This is a genomic window from Geodermatophilaceae bacterium NBWT11 (assembly GCA_014218215.1).
Classification (GTDB): Bacteria; Actinomycetota; Actinomycetes; order Mycobacteriales; family Geodermatophilaceae; genus Klenkia.
In genome coordinates this window covers 892,651-908,709 of the sequence record CP043652.1, presented here as the reverse complement: position 1 = coordinate 908,709, position 16,059 = coordinate 892,651, and the positions used below count along the sequence as shown (strand labels likewise).

Annotated in this window: 20 protein-coding genes; 10 read left to right on the top strand and 10 right to left on the bottom strand. The window is 74.3% G+C overall.

The features are described 5' to 3' along the window. Positions 1–42 precede the first annotated feature (42 nt). A complete protein-coding gene (locus F1C76_04290) occupies positions 43–789 on the top strand; it encodes an SOS response-associated peptidase (protein QNG35911.1) in 747 nt (248 codons plus the stop codon). A gap of 33 nt (positions 790–822) precedes the next feature. Continuing rightward, on the top strand, positions 823–2,358 hold the full coding sequence (locus F1C76_04285; protein ID QNG35910.1) for a spermidine synthase: 1,536 nt from the start codon (positions 823–825) through the stop codon (positions 2,356–2,358). Between the two features lie 7 nt (positions 2,359–2,365). On the opposite strand, the gene ybaK is transcribed toward F1C76_04285, so the two are convergent. Next, positions 2,366–2,845: a Cys-tRNA(Pro) deacylase gene (ybaK, locus tag F1C76_04280; protein ID QNG35909.1), complete on the bottom strand. Its 480-nt coding sequence runs from the start codon at positions 2,843–2,845 to the stop codon at positions 2,366–2,368. A gap of 264 nt (positions 2,846–3,109) precedes the next feature. Between ybaK and F1C76_04275 the strand changes: the two genes are divergently transcribed. The 4 genes from F1C76_04275 to F1C76_04260 all read left to right on the top strand — a co-directional run bounded on the left by F1C76_04275 (position 3,110) and on the right by F1C76_04260 (position 5,738). After that, the gene (locus F1C76_04275) at positions 3,110–3,757 is read left to right on the top strand and encodes a sigma-70 family RNA polymerase sigma factor (protein QNG39005.1); all 648 of its coding nucleotides are present in this window, start codon (positions 3,110–3,112) and stop codon (positions 3,755–3,757) included. Continuing rightward, positions 3,754–4,089 (top strand): mycothiol system anti-sigma-R factor, encoded by a 336-nt coding sequence (gene rsrA / locus F1C76_04270; protein QNG35908.1) that lies wholly within the window; start codon positions 3,754–3,756, stop codon positions 4,087–4,089. Before F1C76_04275 ends, rsrA begins: the two co-directional genes overlap by 4 nt. A gap of 374 nt (positions 4,090–4,463) precedes the next feature. Beyond that, the gene (locus F1C76_04265) at positions 4,464–5,432 is read left to right on the top strand and encodes a carbamoyl-phosphate-synthetase (GenBank protein QNG39004.1); all 969 of its coding nucleotides are present in this window, start codon (positions 4,464–4,466) and stop codon (positions 5,430–5,432) included. 84 nt (positions 5,433–5,516) lie between these two features. After that, positions 5,517–5,738, top strand: coding sequence for a biotin/lipoyl-binding carrier protein (locus F1C76_04260; GenBank protein QNG35907.1), 222 nt, complete (start codon positions 5,517–5,519; stop codon positions 5,736–5,738). A gap of 5 nt (positions 5,739–5,743) precedes the next feature. Here the strand turns inward: F1C76_04260 and F1C76_04255 are convergent, their stop codons facing one another. Further along, positions 5,744–6,226: a GNAT family N-acetyltransferase gene (locus F1C76_04255; protein ID QNG35906.1), complete on the bottom strand. Its 483-nt coding sequence runs from the start codon at positions 6,224–6,226 to the stop codon at positions 5,744–5,746. Between the two features lie 41 nt (positions 6,227–6,267). On the opposite strand from F1C76_04255, the gene F1C76_04250 reads away from it, so the two are divergent. Further along, the gene (locus F1C76_04250) at positions 6,268–7,758 is read left to right on the top strand and encodes a PAS domain-containing protein (protein QNG35905.1); all 1,491 of its coding nucleotides are present in this window, start codon (positions 6,268–6,270) and stop codon (positions 7,756–7,758) included. Between the two features lie 78 nt (positions 7,759–7,836). Here the strand turns inward: F1C76_04250 and F1C76_04245 are convergent, their stop codons facing one another. Next, on the bottom strand, positions 7,837–8,088 hold the full coding sequence (locus F1C76_04245; protein QNG35904.1) for a WhiB family transcriptional regulator: 252 nt from the start codon (positions 8,086–8,088) through the stop codon (positions 7,837–7,839). A gap of 293 nt (positions 8,089–8,381) precedes the next feature. After that, complete coding sequence (locus F1C76_04240) at positions 8,382–9,338, bottom strand: diacylglycerol kinase family lipid kinase (protein ID QNG35903.1); 957 nt, start codon at positions 9,336–9,338, stop codon at positions 8,382–8,384. Positions 9,339–9,460: 122 nt separating this feature from the next. Here F1C76_04240 and F1C76_04235 point away from each other — a divergent pair, with 122 nt between their 5' ends. Continuing rightward, positions 9,461–9,889, top strand: coding sequence for a hypothetical protein (locus tag F1C76_04235; GenBank protein QNG39003.1), 429 nt, complete (start codon positions 9,461–9,463; stop codon positions 9,887–9,889). A gap of 4 nt (positions 9,890–9,893) precedes the next feature. Here the strand turns inward: F1C76_04235 and F1C76_04230 are convergent, their stop codons facing one another. From F1C76_04230 to sodN, 6 genes are all read right to left on the bottom strand, one after another. Beyond that, positions 9,894–10,673 carry an HAD family hydrolase gene (locus tag F1C76_04230; protein QNG35902.1) on the bottom strand — a complete coding sequence of 260 codons (780 nt, stop codon included), beginning with the start codon at positions 10,671–10,673 and terminating at the stop codon, positions 9,894–9,896. Beyond that, positions 10,670–11,059: a GNAT family N-acetyltransferase gene (locus F1C76_04225; GenBank protein ID QNG39002.1), complete on the bottom strand. Its 390-nt coding sequence runs from the start codon at positions 11,057–11,059 to the stop codon at positions 10,670–10,672. The genes F1C76_04230 and F1C76_04225 overlap by 4 nt, the downstream gene beginning before the upstream one ends. A gap of 92 nt (positions 11,060–11,151) precedes the next feature. Beyond that, on the bottom strand, positions 11,152–11,967 hold the full coding sequence (gene pssA, locus F1C76_04220; protein QNG35901.1) for a CDP-diacylglycerol--serine O-phosphatidyltransferase: 816 nt from the start codon (positions 11,965–11,967) through the stop codon (positions 11,152–11,154). After that, the gene (locus F1C76_04215) at positions 11,964–12,653 is read right to left on the bottom strand and encodes a phosphatidylserine decarboxylase (GenBank protein ID QNG35900.1); all 690 of its coding nucleotides are present in this window, start codon (positions 12,651–12,653) and stop codon (positions 11,964–11,966) included. Before F1C76_04215 ends, pssA begins: the two co-directional genes overlap by 4 nt. Positions 12,654–12,692: 39 nt before the next feature. Next, on the bottom strand, positions 12,693–13,931 hold the full coding sequence (locus F1C76_04210) for a serine/threonine-protein phosphatase (GenBank protein QNG35899.1): 1,239 nt from the start codon (positions 13,929–13,931) through the stop codon (positions 12,693–12,695). Between the two features lie 83 nt (positions 13,932–14,014). Continuing rightward, positions 14,015–14,419 carry a superoxide dismutase, Ni gene (gene sodN / locus F1C76_04205; protein ID QNG35898.1) on the bottom strand — a complete coding sequence of 135 codons (405 nt, stop codon included), beginning with the start codon at positions 14,417–14,419 and terminating at the stop codon, positions 14,015–14,017. On the opposite strand from sodN, the gene F1C76_04200 reads away from it, so the two are divergent. Together F1C76_04200 and F1C76_04195 are read left to right on the top strand one after the other, a co-directional pair. Further along, complete coding sequence (locus F1C76_04200; GenBank protein ID QNG35897.1) at positions 14,375–14,833, top strand: S26 family signal peptidase; 459 nt, start codon at positions 14,375–14,377, stop codon at positions 14,831–14,833. The genes sodN and F1C76_04200 overlap by 45 nt on opposite strands. A gap of 32 nt (positions 14,834–14,865) precedes the next feature. Next, on the top strand, positions 14,866–16,059 hold the full coding sequence (locus F1C76_04195; GenBank protein ID QNG35896.1) for an NADP-dependent malic enzyme: 1,194 nt from the start codon (positions 14,866–14,868) through the stop codon (positions 16,057–16,059).

Below are 16,059 nucleotides of genomic sequence, written 5' to 3'. Positions count from 1 at the left end.
ACCTACAGTCGCTGTCGAGTCCGGCCAGCCCAGGAGGTCACCGTGTGCGGGCGTTACGCAGCCAGTCGTCGTCCCGAGGACCTGACGGTGGAGTTCGAGGCGGTGCCGGCCCCGGGGCAGCCGCCGCTGGCCGCCGACCACAACGTGGCCCCCACCAAGGACGTGTACGTCGTCCGGCAGGCGACGGAGCGCGACGCCGAGGGCGCGCCCACCGGGGGCTCGCACCGTGAGCTGCGCGTCGTCCGGTGGGGGCTGGTGCCCTCCTGGGCCAGGGACGTCTCGGTCGGCAACCGGATGCTCAACGCCCGGGTCGAGTCGCTGACCAGCAAGCCCGCGTTCAGCAAGGCCGCGAGGGCCCGCCGCTGCCTCGTGCCGGCCGACGGCTGGTACGAGTGGTCACCGAAACCGCACGCCCCGGGCAAGCAGCCCTGGTTCGTCACGCCCGAGGACGGGTCGGGCCTGGCCTTCGCCGGGCTCTGGGAGGTCTGGGGGCGCGGGGAGGACCGGCTGTACTCCTGCACCGTGGTCACCGCACCGGCCGTCGGGGCACTGGCCGAGATCCACGACCGGATGCCCCTGGTGCTCCCGCCCGACCGCTGGGCCGACTGGCTGGACCCGGCCCGCGACGACGTCGAGGCCCTCGCCGCGCCCACCCCGCCGGAGTTCGTCGAGACCCTGGAGATCCGGCCGGTCGGTGCCGCGGTGGGCAACGTCGCCAACAACGGCCCGCAGCTGACCGCCCGCGTCGAGTCGGTCAGCGAGCCGGCCGACCAGCCGGCCCTGTTCTGACCCCCCGTACCCGAGCCACCCCGAGGTGACCCGCTGAGCACGACGCCCGACCCCGCCGTCGACGCACCACCCGCCACCCCGAGTCGGGCGCTGCCGGGCTGGGTGGCCGCGGTCGTGACCTTCCTGGCCTCCGGGGCGGTGCTGGTGCTCGAGATCGCCGGGTTGCGGCTGATCGCGCCCTACGTGGGCATCACGCTGCAGACCAACACCGCGGTCATCGGGTTCGCGCTGGCCGCGATCGCCGTCGGTGCCTGGGCCGGGGGAGCCGTGGCCGACCGGCGGGACCCGCGCGGGCTGCTCGCCCCGCTGCTGGTGGCCGGTGGAGCGCTGCTGGTCGCGGTCGTGCCGCTGGTCCGGTTCGCCGGTGCCCTGCTGACCGGTGCGGCCGCGGGCAACGTGCTGCTGCTGGCCGCGGTGGCCGTCGTGGTGCCCGCGGCCCTGCTGTCGGCGGTGCCGCCGATGATCGTCACCCTGCAGCTGGGCAGCCTGCGCGAGACCGGCTCGGTGGTCGGCAAGCTGTCGGGCATCGGCACCCTGGGGGGCATCGCGGCCACCTTCGGCACCGGGTTCGTGCTGGTCGCCGTGCTGCCCACCACCGTCATCCTGGTCGGCACCGGCCTGGTGGTGGTGGCCACCGGCATCGGGCTGTGGCTGTTCCTGCGGCGTCGGTCCACCGCCGCCGCCCGGCTCCCGGGCGCCCTGCTGGTGCTGACCCTGGCCGGCACCGGGATGGCCGTGATCGCGCCAGACCCGTGCGAGGAGGAGACGACCTACCACTGCGCCCGGGTGGTGGCCGACCCCGAGCGGGAGGGCGGACGGACCCTGGTGCTGGACACCCTGCGGCACTCCTACGTCGACCTCGACGACCCGACGTACCTGGAGTTCGAGTACGTGCAGGCGATCGCCTCGGTCACCGACGCGATGGCCCCGGCCGGCGACCCGCTGTCCGCGCTGCACCTCGGCGGCGGTGGGTTGACCCTGCCCCGCTACCTCGCCGAGGTGCGCCCCGGGACGCAGAGCCGGGTGCTGGAGGTCGACGCCGGGGTGCTGGCGATCGACCGCGACCTGCTGGACCTGCAGACGTCGGCGGACCTGCGGGTCGACGTCGGGGACGCCCGGATCGGGCTCACCCGGGAACCCGCCGACGGCCGGGACCTGGTGGTCGGGGACGCGTTCGGCGGCCTGTCCGTGCCCTGGCAGCTGACCACGGTCGAGGCCCTGGACCTGGTCGACCGGGCCCTGACGTCGGACGGGGTCTACGCGGCGAACCTGATCGACAACCCGCCGCTGGACTTCGTGCGGGCCGAGCTGGCCACGATGGGCGCGGTGTTCGACCACGTCCTGCTGCTGGCCCGCGAGCCCGTGGTCGAGGGCGTCGACGGGGGCAACGTGGTGGCCGTGGCGTCCCGGGAGCCCCTGCCGGCCGCAGCGATCACCGCGGTGCTGGCCGAACGGGACCTGGACTGGCAGGTCGTCGAGGGCGAGGAGCTCGACGCGTTCGTCGCCGACGCCCCGGTGCTCACCGACGACCTGGCCCCGGTCGACCAGCTGCTCACGCCCTACGGCTGAGCCGTCCTCAGCGGCCGATCGGCGCCGTCCGGGCCCGGGTGAGCGTGACCAGGTCGGCCGGTGCCAGCTCGATCTGCAGCCCCCGCCGGCCACCACTCACGCACACGGTGGCCAGCTGGAGTGCCGAGTCGTCCACCACCGTGGGGAGGGCCTTCCGCTGGCCCAGCGGGCTGATGCCCCCACGCACGTAGCCGCTGCTGCGCTCGGCGTCGACGGGGTCGGCCATCACGGCCTTGCGCCCTCCGACCGCCGCGGCCAGCGCCTTGAGGTCCAGCTGACCGGCCACCGGGACGACGGCCACGGTCAGTGCGCCGTCCACCCGGGCGACCAGGGTCTTGAACACCGCGGCCGGGTCCTGCCCCAGCGCCGCCACCGCTGCCTCGCCCCAGCCCTGGCCGTCGGCGTGCTCGTCGGGGTCGTACGTGCGCAGTTCGAAGGGGACCCGCGCCCTCTCCAGCACCCGCACCGCGGGGGTCGCCGCCGCCATGCCGACACCCTAGGTGTGGGAATGAGCAGCCGGGGTGGGCACCTTGTAGGAGGCGTGAGCAGCTCCTCCGCACCGACCCGGGCCCTGCGGTCCGCGGCGTCCTCCGACGTCGTGGTCGTCCGCCGTCCGCCCGGCCGTCCGGTGACCGCACGACTAGCATCGACCGACGTGGTGTCCCGTCTGCGGGCCCCGCAGAGAGGACGGTCGGTGCCCGACGAGACCACGGACGAGACCACAGCGACGACGGTCGCCGCGAGTGCGCCGGTGGTGACCGAGACCCCCGAGGCGCGGGCGGACGGCAGCCGCTCCGAGCAGGCCGAGACGCGCGCCCAGCGCGACGCCCGGTTCGAGCGCGACGCCCTGCCCTTCCTGGACCAGCTGTACCCGGCGGCGCTGCGGATGACCCGCAACCCCGCCGACGCCGAGGACCTCGTCCAGGAGACCTTCGTCAAGGCCTACTCCGCGTTCCACCAGTTCGCCGAGGGCACGAACCTCAAGGCCTGGCTGTACCGGATCCTGACGAACACCTACATCAACAACTACCGCAAGAAGCAGCGGCAGCCGCAGCAGTACCCCACCGACCAGGTGCAGGACTGGCAGCTGTTCGCCGCCGAGCAGCACAGCTCCACCGGCCTGCGGTCGGCCGAGATCGAGGCCCTGGACCACCTGCCGGACTCCGACATCAAGGACGCCCTGCAGCAGCTCCCGGAGGACTTCCGGCTGGCCGTCTACCTGGCCGACGTCGAGGGGTTCGCCTACAAGGAGATCGCCGAGATCATGGGGACGCCGATCGGCACCGTCATGTCCCGGCTGCACCGCGGGCGGCGGGGTCTGCAGAAGCTGCTCGCCGACTACGCCCGGGAGCGCGGGTTCGCCCGCGCCGGGGCACCCGAGAAGGGGACTGCGTCATGACCGCGGAGAGCCCGGTACCGGCCGAGGACGACCACGAGATCAACAGCTGCGATGACGTGCTGTCCCACGTCTTCGAGTTCCTGGACCAGGAGACCGGTGACGCCCGTCGGGCCGTCATCGCCGAGCACCTCGAGGACTGCTCGCCGTGCCTGCGGGAGTTCGGCATCGAGCAGGAGTTCAAGGCCCTGGTCCGTCGGCGCTGCGGGGGAGACCCCACGCCGCTGGGCCTGAAGGACCGGATCAAGATGCAGCTGACGACCGTCTCCTTCGAGGAGGACGGCACCTCCGTCAGCGTCGAGCGGGTCACCGTGGAGCACACCACCGACCGCTGACCGACCCACCAGCGCACAGCAGAGGCCCGGGACGACGACGTCGTCCCGGGCCTCTGCTGTGCACGGTTCAGGCGTTGGGGCGCTTGCCGTGGTTGGCGCCGCTCTTCTTGCGGGCGCGCCGCTTGCGTCCTCGCTTGGACATCGCTGCCCTCCTCTCACTGGTCCGACGGGGTGCTGCTGGGCCTTCCCGGGCGGGTCCGGTGTCGCTGGGCCCGCCGGTGCCCGACCGGACCCCGCGGACCGGCCGAGCTGACGTTCCAGGGTCTCACGTCCGGCCCAGCGGGCGCCGACCCGACCGGTGCGGCAGCGTGGGGGACGTGGCGGACACCGGGAACACGGGGATCGACAGCGTGCTGGTGGCGGGCCGGGGGCCGATGGCCTGTGCGGTGGTGCGCAGCTGTGCCGCGCTGGGCGTGAAGACGGTGGCGGTCCACTCGGCGACCGAGCGGGAGGCCCGGCACGTGCGGCTGGCCGACGACGCCGTGTGGCTGGGCCCGGCGCCGGCAGCCGAGTCCTACCTGTCGGTGCCGCGCCTGGTCGAGGCCGCCCGGCGCAGCGGGGTGACGGCCGTGCTGCCGGTGCCCCCCGCCTTGGCCGGCAACAGCGAGCTGGCTGCGGCCGTGGTCGGTGCCGGGCTGATCTGGGTGGGTCCCGAGGCGGGCGTGCTGGAGCGGCTCGGGGGCGACGGCGTCGAGCCGGCCAGCGCGCGCGGGTTCCTCGCCGTCGTCACCGCGGACGGGCTGCGGCACGTCACCCCGGTGCGTCGGGACCGGGACGCCGGCACCGCCCGGGTGTCCTGGGTCCCCGGCGCCGGGGACGACGTCGCGCTGCCGGCAGCGGCCGGGCGGCTCCCCGAACTGGGCTGGCGGGGGCTGGTGACCGTGGGCATCGACCCCGACGGGGAGCTGGCCGAGGTGTCGGCCGGCTTCTCCCTGGACCTCGCGGTGCTGGAGCGCGCCCACGGGGTGGACGCCGTCGCCCTGGCGCTGCGCAGCGCCACCGGCCGGGTGCGGCCGGGCACCGACGGCGAGCCGCGGCCGGCGGTCGCGGTGCAGCTGCGGTCCACCCTGCCGCCGGGGGAGGCCGGTCGCGTCACCGGTCGGCTGCCCGACGTCTGGCCCAGCGAGCGGGACGCCGAGCTGGCCGCGGTGAGCGGTTACGACCCCGGTGACCGGCTGGACGGCTGGTACGACGCGCTGCTGGCCACGGTCAGCGCGACCGGGGCGGACACCGCGACCGCCGCCCGCCGGGCCGCCGACGTGCTCACCGGGCTGCCCGAGACGGGGGTGCCGCACGACGGTGACGCGGTCTGCGCGGTGCTGCACCGGCTCGCCGACGGCTGAACCTGCCCACCCCCCGCGTGGTGGTTGGATGACCGCGACGGGGCAGCAGCCCCGGCGCGGGCACGGCGAGCTGGAGGAGGACCCGTGGCGGTCGAGGAGATCCACGCCGAGATGGTCTCCAGCGTCTGGAAGGTCCTCGTGGCCCCGGGCGCCGAGGTGGCCGCGGGGGACACCCTGGTCATCCTCGAGTCGATGAAGATGGAGATCCCGGTGCTGACCGAGCGCGCCGGCACCGTCGCCGAGCTGCACGTGGTCGAGGGCGAGGTCCTCCAGGAGGGCGACCTCATCGCCACCGTCGAGGGCTGAGCGGCTCAGAGCCCCAGGCGGTAGACCAGCAGGTCGACCCCCGGCACCGGCGACCAGTCGCGGGCCGGCAGCCGGGTGAACCCGATCCGCTCGTACAGCCTGTGGGCGGCGTGCATCCGCGGGTCGGTCGAGAGCACCACCGCCGTCCTGCCCGCCGCGCGCGAGCGGTCCAGACAGGCGTGCACCAGGGCCTCCCCGACGCCCTGTCCCCGCGCGGACGGGTCCACCACCAGCATCCGGAAGGCCGCCTCGTCCGGGGACTCGGTGATCTCCCCGAAGGCGCCGTCCAGCACGAGCGCCACGCTGCCGACGAGGCGTGCGTCGAGCCGGGCGACCAGGAGCTCGGAGCGGGAGGCGCGGCCGGCGACGTCGGCGAGCTCCCGTGCGTAGTCGGGGGTGGCCCAGCCCTGCGACACGTAGGCCGAGACGGTGAGCTCGCCGATGGCCGGGAAGTCGGCCGGGTCGGCCGGGGAGATCTCGAGGGTCACCGGAGGAGCGTAGGCAGCCCTCGCCCTAGGCTCGCCCCACCATGACGAGCACCCCCAGCAGCCTCTCCGACCGGCTCGCCCGCGGCTCCTCGGTCAGCCCCTCCCAGGTCGACCACGCCCGCCGGCTGGTGGCCGACTGGCAGCTCCTGGCCGACCTGTCCTTCGCCGACCTGACGCTGTGGGTCCCGCTGGCCAGCGGCGCCTGGTGGTGCGTGGCGCAAGTGCGCCCCCTGACCGCCCCCACCAGCCAGCCCGAGGACCTCGTCGGGGTGGAGGTGGCCGGCGACGACGCCGCCGCGTTCGTGCAGACCCACCGCGAGGGCGTGCAGGTCACCGACGAGCTCGACGGGTCGGGCACCGCTCCCCGCCGCCGCGAGGTGATCCCGGTGCGCCACGAGGGCGCCGTCGTCGCCGTGCTGGCCCGGGACACCCGGCTGTCGGCCACCCGGTCGCCGTCCCCGCTGGAGCTCACCTACCTCGACATCGCCCGTGAGCTGTGCCTGATGGTCTCCGCCGGCACCTTCCCCCCGCGGATGCTCGAGGACGCCGAGATGAGCCCCCGGGTCGGTGACGGTCTGGTGCGGCTGGACGGCCGGGGCACCGCGGTCTACGCCAGCCCCAACGCGCTGTCGGCCTACCGGCGGATGGGCCTGGCCGGGGACGTCGTGGGCGGGCAGCTGTCCGAGCTGACCCGGTCGGCGGCCACCGACCGGGTGGCCGGCGAGGCGGTCGCGGCCAGCATCACCGCCGCGGTCGCCGGCCGGTTCCCCGACCCGATGGACGTCGAGGGCGAGGCCGCGACGATGCTCGTCCGGGCCCTCCCGCTGCAGGCCCCGGGCGGGGAGTCCGGGGCGCTGGTCCTCGTCCGCGACGTGACCGACGTGCGTCGTCGCGACCGGGCGCTGATGACCAAGGACGCGACCATCCGGGAGATCCACCACCGGGTGAAGAACAACCTGCAGACCGTCGCCGCCCTGCTGCGGCTGCAGGCCCGCCGGGTCAGCGAGCCGGCCGCCCGGGAGGCGCTGCTGGAGTCGGTGCGCCGGGTGGCGTCGATCGCCGTCGTGCACGACACCCTCGCCGGCAGCCGGGAGGACGTGGTGGACGTCGACGACGTGCTCGACCAGGTCCTGCCCATGCTGGGCGACGTCGCCTCGGTCGGGCCGGCCGCCAGGATCACCCGGATCGGCCGCTTCGGGGAGCTGCCGGCCGGTGCGGCGACCCCGCTGGTCATGGCGGTCACCGAGCTGCTGCACAACGCCGTGGAGCACGCCTTCCCCGAGGGGCAGCCGGGGACCATCGAGCTCACGGCCGAGCGGGACGGCCACGACCTGGTCGTCCGGATCTGCGACGACGGTCAGGGCCTGCCGCCGGGGTTCGACGTCGCCACCAGCAAGGGCCTGGGCCTGCAGATCGTCCGCACCCTGGTCACCAGCGAACTGCACGGGCACTTGGCCACCAGCACCCCCGAGGGCGGGCAGGGGACGGTCGCCGTCCTCACCCTGCCCGGGGCCGGTCGCGTCCGCCGCTGACCGGGGCCGCAGACGGCAGGAGCCGGACACCTCGTCGAGGTGTCCGGCTCCCGGGTGCCCGCTGGTGCGGGGACGTCGTCAGGCGGTGCGGACGCGCGTGCGAGCAGTGCGGCGCTTGAGGGCGCGGCGCTCGTCCTCGGAGAGCCCACCCCAGACGCCGGAGTCCTGACCGGAGGTCAGCGCCCACTCGAGGCACGACTGCACCACGGGGCAGCGCTGGCAGACGGCCTTGGCCTGCTCGATCTGCGTGACCGCAGGGCCCGTCGTCCCGATCGGGAAGAAGAGCTCAGGGTCTTCGTCCCGGCAGAGGGCGCGGTGGCGCCAGTCCATGTCGGTGTGCTCCTCGGTGTCGTCTACGGTGTGCCCTGTGCCCCGGAGGGCCCGACACCGTCTGTTCGATGTCGTCCGGCTCCCGCACGCTGGTGTTACCAGCAGGTTGCGTTCGGGTTCGATGCTTTCACGCGAGGACCGACTGTCAAGCAGTTCAGCCGCTCAGCCGTCCTCCGTATGAGCAACCTCACCACGGTCCTAGCAGGTCCGCCACCCCTGTTCCCGACCGGGTGCCCAGCACGGGTCACCCGGACGCGTGGCGGCTGCCACGACGGTGCCCGCCCGTGGTCGCCTCAGACGACGACGTCGAGGGCCAGCGGCACCGCGCGGACCCGCAGGCCGGTGGCCTCGCCGAGGTGGTCGCCGTCCAGCTGCCAGCCCTGAGGGCGCTCCGAGGTCAGGGTCAGCTCGGGCAGGTCGTGCCAGCGGTGCACCCCCCGGCCCCGGGAGTCCGGTTCGCGCGCCATGCTCCGCCGGAGGTGGTTCACCATCGCCAGCGGCCCGACCCGGCCGAGGGAGAACACGTCCAGCCCGGTGTCGAAGGAGGCCTCCGGGCTGACGTTGATCGGGGTCTCGCCGAGGTAGGTCCACGGGCTGACGTTGGACACCAGGCAGAGGAAGAGGCCGGGGACGGGCTCCTCGCCCGGCACGTGCAGGGTCATCGGCGGACGCCGGCGGTCGGGCCCGAGCAGGAAGGACGCCGCGCCGGCCCGGAGGTAGAGCAGGCCGCTGGAGCGGCGGCCGCGGGCCCGCTGGGCCTCGACCCGGGCGATCACGTCGGCGTCGAACCCGAGGCCGGCGGAGAACACGAACCACCGCGGGCGGGTCCACCCGTCCGCGCCCGCCAGCCGGGCGCTGGCCGAACCGAGGCCGACCCGGCGGGTCCGGCCGGCCCGCAGCGACGACAGGATCTCCGCGACCGCCTCCACCGGGTCCTGCGAGCGGCCCAGGGCACGGGCGAAGACGTTGGTGGACCCACCGGGGACGACGGCCAGGGTGGGCACGTGCGGTCCGGGCCCGTCCTGCAGCAGCCCGTCCACCGTCTCGTTGACCGTGCCGTCGCCGCCCAGGGTGACCACGACGTCGACGCCGTCCGCGGCCGCCTGCACGGCCAGCTCGCGGGCGTGCCCGCGGTGGGTCGTCTCGGCCACCTCCAGGGACAGGTCGCTGGACAGCGCGCGGACCAGGACGTCGCGCACCTTGGCGGTGGTGGTCGTGGCTGCCGGGTTGGTCACGAGGAGCGCACGCACGCCGGCGAGGGTATCCAGCGCCCCCGCGTAGCCTCGCGGGCGTGCCAGCACCCCGGGACGCCGCCGCTGCCGATGCCGGGGACCCCCGGGACGAGGGGACCCCGCGCCGCCGCGCAGAACGGCTGCTCGGTGGCGCCGCGCAGGAGTCCGCGCCCCGGCCGCCCCGCGACCCGGCTGCGGCGCCCCCCGCGCTGCGTCGGGCGGCGCTGCTGGTGGCGGTGGAGGCGGTCGCGGCCCTCGTCATCGCCGGCGTCGTGCTCGTCCTGACGCTGACCAGCACGGCCGACAGCACCGGGCGGGCGCTGGCCGAGGTCGCCTACGCCCTCACCGCCGCCGCGGCGCTGGGGTTCTGCGCCTGGGGGCTGGGCCGGGCCGCCCCGTGGGCGCGCGGCCCGGTCGTGGTCCTGCAGCTGCTGCTGGGCCTCACCGGCTACGTGACCGCGTTCGAGTCCGGGCTGCCCTACATCGGCGTCCCGGTGCTGCTGTGCGTGGCCGGCGTGCTCTGGTTCCTGGCCACCCCCGAGGCCCGGCTGGCGTACTCCGAGGTCTAGCGCCTCACACCAGGTCGATGACGTCGGCGATCGAGTCGAGCACCCGGCTGGGCCGGAACGGGAAGCGCGAGACGTCCGAGGCCCGGGTGGAGCCGGTGAGCACCAGCACCGTCTCCAGCCCGGCCTCGATGCCGGCGACGATGTCGGTGTCCATCCGGTCGCCGACCATCGTCGTGGACTCCGAGTGCCCGTCGATCCGGTTCAGCGCGCTGCGGAACATCATCGGGTTGGGCTTGCCGACGAAGTAGGGCTCGGCGCCGGTGGCCTTGGTGATCAGGGCCGCGACGGAGCCGGTCGCCGGCAGCGAGCCCTCGGGGGAGGGACCGGTGACGTCGGGGTTGGTGGCGATGAAGCGGGCACCGGCCTCGACCAGCCGGATGGCCCGGGTGATGGCCTCGAAGCTGTAGGTCCGGGTCTCCCCGAGCACGACGTAGTCCGGCTCGGTGTCGGTGATGGTGTACCCGGCCTCGTGCAGTGCGGTGGTCAGCCCGGCCTCACCGACGACGTAGGCCGAGCCGCCGGGCAGCTGGGAGGCCAGGAAGTCCGCGGTGGCCAGCGCCGAGGTCCAGATCGCCTCCTCGGGCACCTCCAGCCCGGAGCGGTGCAGCCGGGCGGCGAGGTCGCGCGGGGTGAAGATCGAGTTGTTCGTGAGCACCAGGAAGCGGCGCTCCCGCTCGACCAGGCGGCGGAGGAAGTCCGCGGCGCCGGGCAGCGCCTGGCCCTCGTGCACCAGGACGCCGTCCATGTCGGTCAGCCAGCACTCCGAGGGCCTGCGCTCGGTCATGACGTCCTCTCCTGGGCGAAGTCGTGCAGGGCCCGGTCGGTCAGCCTGAAGACCGACCAGCCGTCCTGGGGCCGGGCGCCGGCAGCGCGGTAGAACTCGATGGACGGGGTGTTCCAGTCCAGCACCGACCACTCCAGCCGCGCGTAGCCGCGCTTGACGCAGACCGCGGCCAGCGTGCGCAGCAGTTCGCGGCCCAGGCCCGTGCCGCGGTGGGCGGGGGAGACGTAGAGGTCCTCCAGGTACACCCCGTGGGTGCCCCGCCAGGTGGAGAAGTTGAGGAACCAGAGCGCGAACCCGACGACGGTGCCGTCGACGTCCTCGGCGACGTGGCCGAACAGCGCCGGGGAGTCGCCGAACAACGCCTCGCGCAGCTGCGCCGGGGTCATCCGGGCCTCGTCGAGGCTCTTCTCGTAGTCGGCCAGCTCGCGCACCAGACCCACGACGACGTCGACGTCGTCCGCGGTGACCGGCCGGACGCTCACGAGAGCAGCTCGCGCACCCGGGCCGGCACCAGCCGGCCCAGGGGGGACACCAGCGGGAACAGCAGCGGGGAGAACAGGTACAGGTAGGCGACCAGGCAGAAGGTGAACACCGGGACCGTCGCCAGCCCGACCACGACGAGCACCCCGGCCGTCACCAGCCCGAACGGGCGGCCGGACTTGGGGCTGACCAGCGACCGGAACGACCGCCAGCGGATGTTCGAGACCATCAGCAGCCCCGGCACGATCACGACCAGCAGGACCCACAGCCGGTCCCGGCCCTGCAGCACGTCGGAGAACGCGAACACGCTGGCCATCACCACGCCGGCCGCGCCGGGGCTGGGCAGCCCGACGAAGAAGCGCTTGTCCGCCGTCGGGTCGACCGTGGTGTTGAACCGGGCCAGCCGGATGGCCGCGCAGGCCAGCCAGACGAAGCAGGCGATCCACCCGAGGGGGTCGAAGCCGTCGCGGCCGTCGGAGAAGAGGGCGAAGGCCAGCAGCGAGGGGGCCAGGCCGAAGGAGACCAGGTCGGCCAGGGAGTCGAACTGCAGGCCGAAGGGGCTCACCGCGCCGACCAGCCGGGCCACCGCGCCGTCGGCGATGTCGAGCACCACCGAGGCGCCGATGAGCACGCACGCCAGGTCGTACTGGCCGCGGAAGGCGACCAGGATCGCAGCGAAGCCGCACAGCATGTTGCCCAGGGTGAACAGGCTGGGCAGCCAGAGGCGGGCCCGGCTCCGACCGCCACGGGCCGAGCTGCGGACGAACTCCACCGTCTGGGTGCGCCGGGTGGGGGTCCGCCGGTCGGCTGTCACGGGCGGGACCCGGCTGCTGCGTCCCAGCGCGCGATGACCGTCTCCCCGCCACGCACCCGCTTGCCCTTGGTCACCGTCAGGGTGGCCTCCTGGGGCAGGAACACGTCCATCCGGGAGCCGAACTTCATCAGCCCCATGCGCTCGCCGGTGGCCAGCTGCTGGCCCACCCCGGTGCGGGTGACGATGCGCCGGGCGAGCACCCCGACGAGCTGCCGGAACACCACGGTCCGGTCGCCGTCGGCCAGCCAGATCTCGGTCTTCTCGTTCCGGTGCGCGCTCTCGGCCCGGTAGGCCGCGAGGAAGCTGCCCGGGGTGTAGCTGCTCTGGGTCACGGTGCCGCGGTAGGGCGATCGGTTGACGTGCACGTCGACGACGGAGAGGAAGACGCTGACCTGCTGCCAGCCGCCCTCGGGGGCGGGCTCGGGGCCGACGCCCTCCTGGGCGGGACCGGCGACCATGACGACGCCGTCGGCCGGGGAGAGCACGTCCTCGGCGGCGGCCGGCTGGTGGTCGCAGCGGCGCTGCGGGTCACGGAAGAACAGCGCCATGTAGGCGGCCAGGCCCAGCAGGGGCCAGCCCGACCGCCCGACGGCGCGCCGGCCGGTGAGCCGTCCGGCGGCGCCCAGGGCGAGGGCGGGGGCCAGCGGCACGGTGATGAAGGGCCAGCCGGCCGGGTCGATGCGCATCGAGGTCCGAGGCTACCGGGGCAGGCGGCGGTCGACCGGTCAGCGGGAGGCGTGCTCGGTGCTGGCACCGCTGCTGCTGTCCCGCGGACGGGGTTCCCCGCCGTACCAGTCCAGGCACACCACGGTGGCGTCGTCACCGAGGTGGCCCTCGGTCGCCCGGACGACGGCGGCCCCCAGGGCGTGCACCACCTGGCGCGGGTGCAGCCCGCGGGAGGCGGCCAGGGTGGCGGCCACGTCCATCACCTCGGCCCCGCGCTCCTGCATGCCGTCGGTGAGCAGGACCAGCCGGTCCCCGGGCCGCAGGTCGAACTCCTGCAGCCGGTACTCGGTGCCCGCCTCGACGCCGAAGGGCAGGTCGACCTCGAGCTCGACCTCCTCGACCAGGCCGTCGCGCAGGCGCAGCGGCAGCGGGTGTCCGGCGTTCACCACCACCGCCCGACCGGAGGTGAGGTCGACCCGGAGCACCTGCCCGGTCACGAACTGCCCCGGCGGCAGGTGGGCGGCCACCGCGTCGTTGGCCACCCGGGTCTGGGTGGCGAGGTCGGTGCCGCGCCGGCGTTCGTTGCGCAGGCTGCCCACCAGCAGCGTGGCCAGCAGGGCGGCGGCGACGTCGTGCCCGACGGCATCGGTGATCGAGACCTGCAGCGTGTGCCGGTCCAGCGACCAGTCGAAGGTGTCACCGCCGACGGTCGCCGCGGGTTCCAGCCACCCGGACACGGTGAACTGCCCGGCCTCGCAGGTGAAGCTCGCCGGGAGCAGCCGGCGCTGGATCTCCGCGGCCAGCGAGAACGGCGTCGTCCGCTGGCCCCACTCGAAGAGGTCGGTGTGCCGGCGGTTGGCGATCAGCACGTAGGCCAGCGCGTGCCCGGCCGACGACAGCTCCGCGAGCCCCTCGTCGTCCGGGGCCGTGGGGAGGGTCAGCTCGAGCACCCCGAGGGCGTCGCCGCGGTCGGTGACCGGCACCAGCACCAGGGCGCCGTCGGGGTGGGGGAGGACCCGGGTCTGCTGGGTGCGCAGCACCTCGCCGTGGGGGGAGTCCTCCAGCGGGACGGTGTGCGCGCTCTCCACGCCGGAGCTGCGGGTCGTCGCCGTGGAGGGCAGCACGGTGCCCAGCCGCACCAGGGCGTGACCGCTGAAGTCGGCGATCAGGAAGGAGACCGCCCGGGCGCCGACGACGTCGGACAGCTCGGCAGCGACCACGGTGACGGCGTCGACCGGGGCGGCTGCCTCCACCCTCTCCAGGAGGCGGCGCAGGTCCAGCCGAGGGCGGTCGTCCATGGGGTCATCCGGTTCGTCGTGGGGTGGAGACGACGGTGCCGGGCCGCCCACGAGGGACGACCCGGCACCGTGCGTCAGGAGGTTCAGGCCGCGGCCTTGGTCTCCCAGAAGATCGTGTCGATCTCGGCGATGTAGTCCAGGAGCTTCTGCCCCTCGGCCGGGTCGACCGACTGCTTGGCACCGGAGGCACCGGCCTGCTTGGTGGCCTTGTTGAACAGCTCGTGCAGCTGCGGGTACTTCTCGAAGTGCGGCGGCTTGAAGTAGTCGGTCCACAGCACCCACAGGTGGTGCTTGACCAGGTCGGCGCGCTGCTCCTTGATGATCAGCGCCCGGGTCTTGAAGACCTCGTCGTCGCTGCCCTGGTACTTCTCCTGCAGGGCCTTGACGGACTCGGCCTCGATGCGGGCCTGGGCGGGGTCGTACACGCCGCAGGGGAGGTCGCAGTGAGCGGTGGCCTCCACGGCGGTGAACAGGGTGAACAGACGCATGGTCGTCCCTCCGGAGCTCGTGGGGATGGGTCGTGCCGGACACTACTCGCGGTGATCAGAGCCGACACGTCGAGAAGTGGGCCCCCCGGTGACGTCCCGGGGCTGCCCTCGCCCTGGGTGCTCGCCCGGGTGATCGGGCCCTCGATGAGCCCCACCGTCCGGCACGGCGACCGGCTGCTGGTCCGCCGGGGTGACACCGCCGCACCCGGGGACGTGGTGCTCGCCCGCTTCCCGGCCCGCCCGGACCTGCTGGTGGTCAAGCGGGTGGTCCGCGCCGTCCCCGGGGGGCACTGGGTGCAGGGCGACAACCCGTTCGTCACCGACGACAGCCGCTCGTTCGGGACCGCCGTCGTCGTCGGCCGGGTGGTGGGACGCGTCACACCCCGGCCCGGCCGTCTGCCCGCGCCCCCCTGACCGCCGTGGGGCTGCTCTACGCTCCCGGTCCCATGGGCTCAGTGCAGAGTGGCACCGACACGTCAGACCGGTTCAGCGACGACCCCGCGTTCGCGGTGCACGAGGGCGGCAAGCTCACCGTGCAGCCGACGAGCGCGATCACCTCGATCGCCGACCTCGCACTCACGTACACCCCGGGTGTAGCCCGTGTCTCCAGCGCGATCGCCGCCGAGCCCGAGCTCGCCCGGCGCTTCACCTGGGCCCCACGGGTGGTCGCGGTGGTCTCCGACGGCACCGCCGTCCTCGGCCTGGGTGACATCGGGCCGACCGCCTCGTTGCCCGTCATGGAGGGCAAGGCCTGCCTGTTCCGCGAGTTCGGCGGACTGGACTCGGTGCCGATCGTGCTCGCGACCACCGACGTCGACGAGATCGTGGCGACCGTGTTGGCCATCGCGCCGTCCTTCGGCGGGATCAACCTCGAGGACATCAGCGCGCCGCGCTGCTTCGAGATCGAGTCCCGGCTGCGCGAGCAGCTCCCCATCCCGGTCATGCACGACGACCAGCACGGGACGGCGATCGTCGTCCTGGCCGCGCTGCGGAACGCCGCGAAGGTGGTCGGCCGCCCGCTCGCCGACCTGCGGGTGGTCGTGTCCGGGGCCGGGGCCGCCGGCGTGGCCTGCACCAAGATCCTGCTCGAGGCCGGCATCGGCGAGATCGCCGTCGCCGACTCGAAGGGCCTGCTGCACGCCGGCCGCGAGGACCTCACCGAGACCAAGCAGTGGCTGGTGGCGCACACCAACCCCACCGGCCGCAGCGGGTCGATGGTCGACGCCCTGGCCGGCGCCGACGTCTACCTGGGGCTGTCCGGCGGTTCGGTGCCCGAGGAGGCCATCGCGGCCATGGCGCCGGGGTGCATCGTGTTCTCCCTGGCCAACCCGACCCCCGAGGTCGACCCGGTGATGGCGGCGAAGTACGCCGCGGTGGTGGCCACCGGGCGCAGCGACCTGGCCAACCAGATCAACAACGTGCTGGCCTTCCCGGGCGTCTTCCGGGGCGCGATCGACGCCGGGGCCACCCGGATCACCGAGGGGATGAAGCTGGCCGCGGCCACCGCCATCGCCGACGTGGTCGGGGACGACGTCCGGGCCGACTTCATCGTGCCCTCGCCGCTGGACCGCCGGGTCGCCGAGGCCGTGGCGGCCGCGGTCGGCGCGGCTGCCCGCGCCGAGGGCGTGACGCGCGACTGA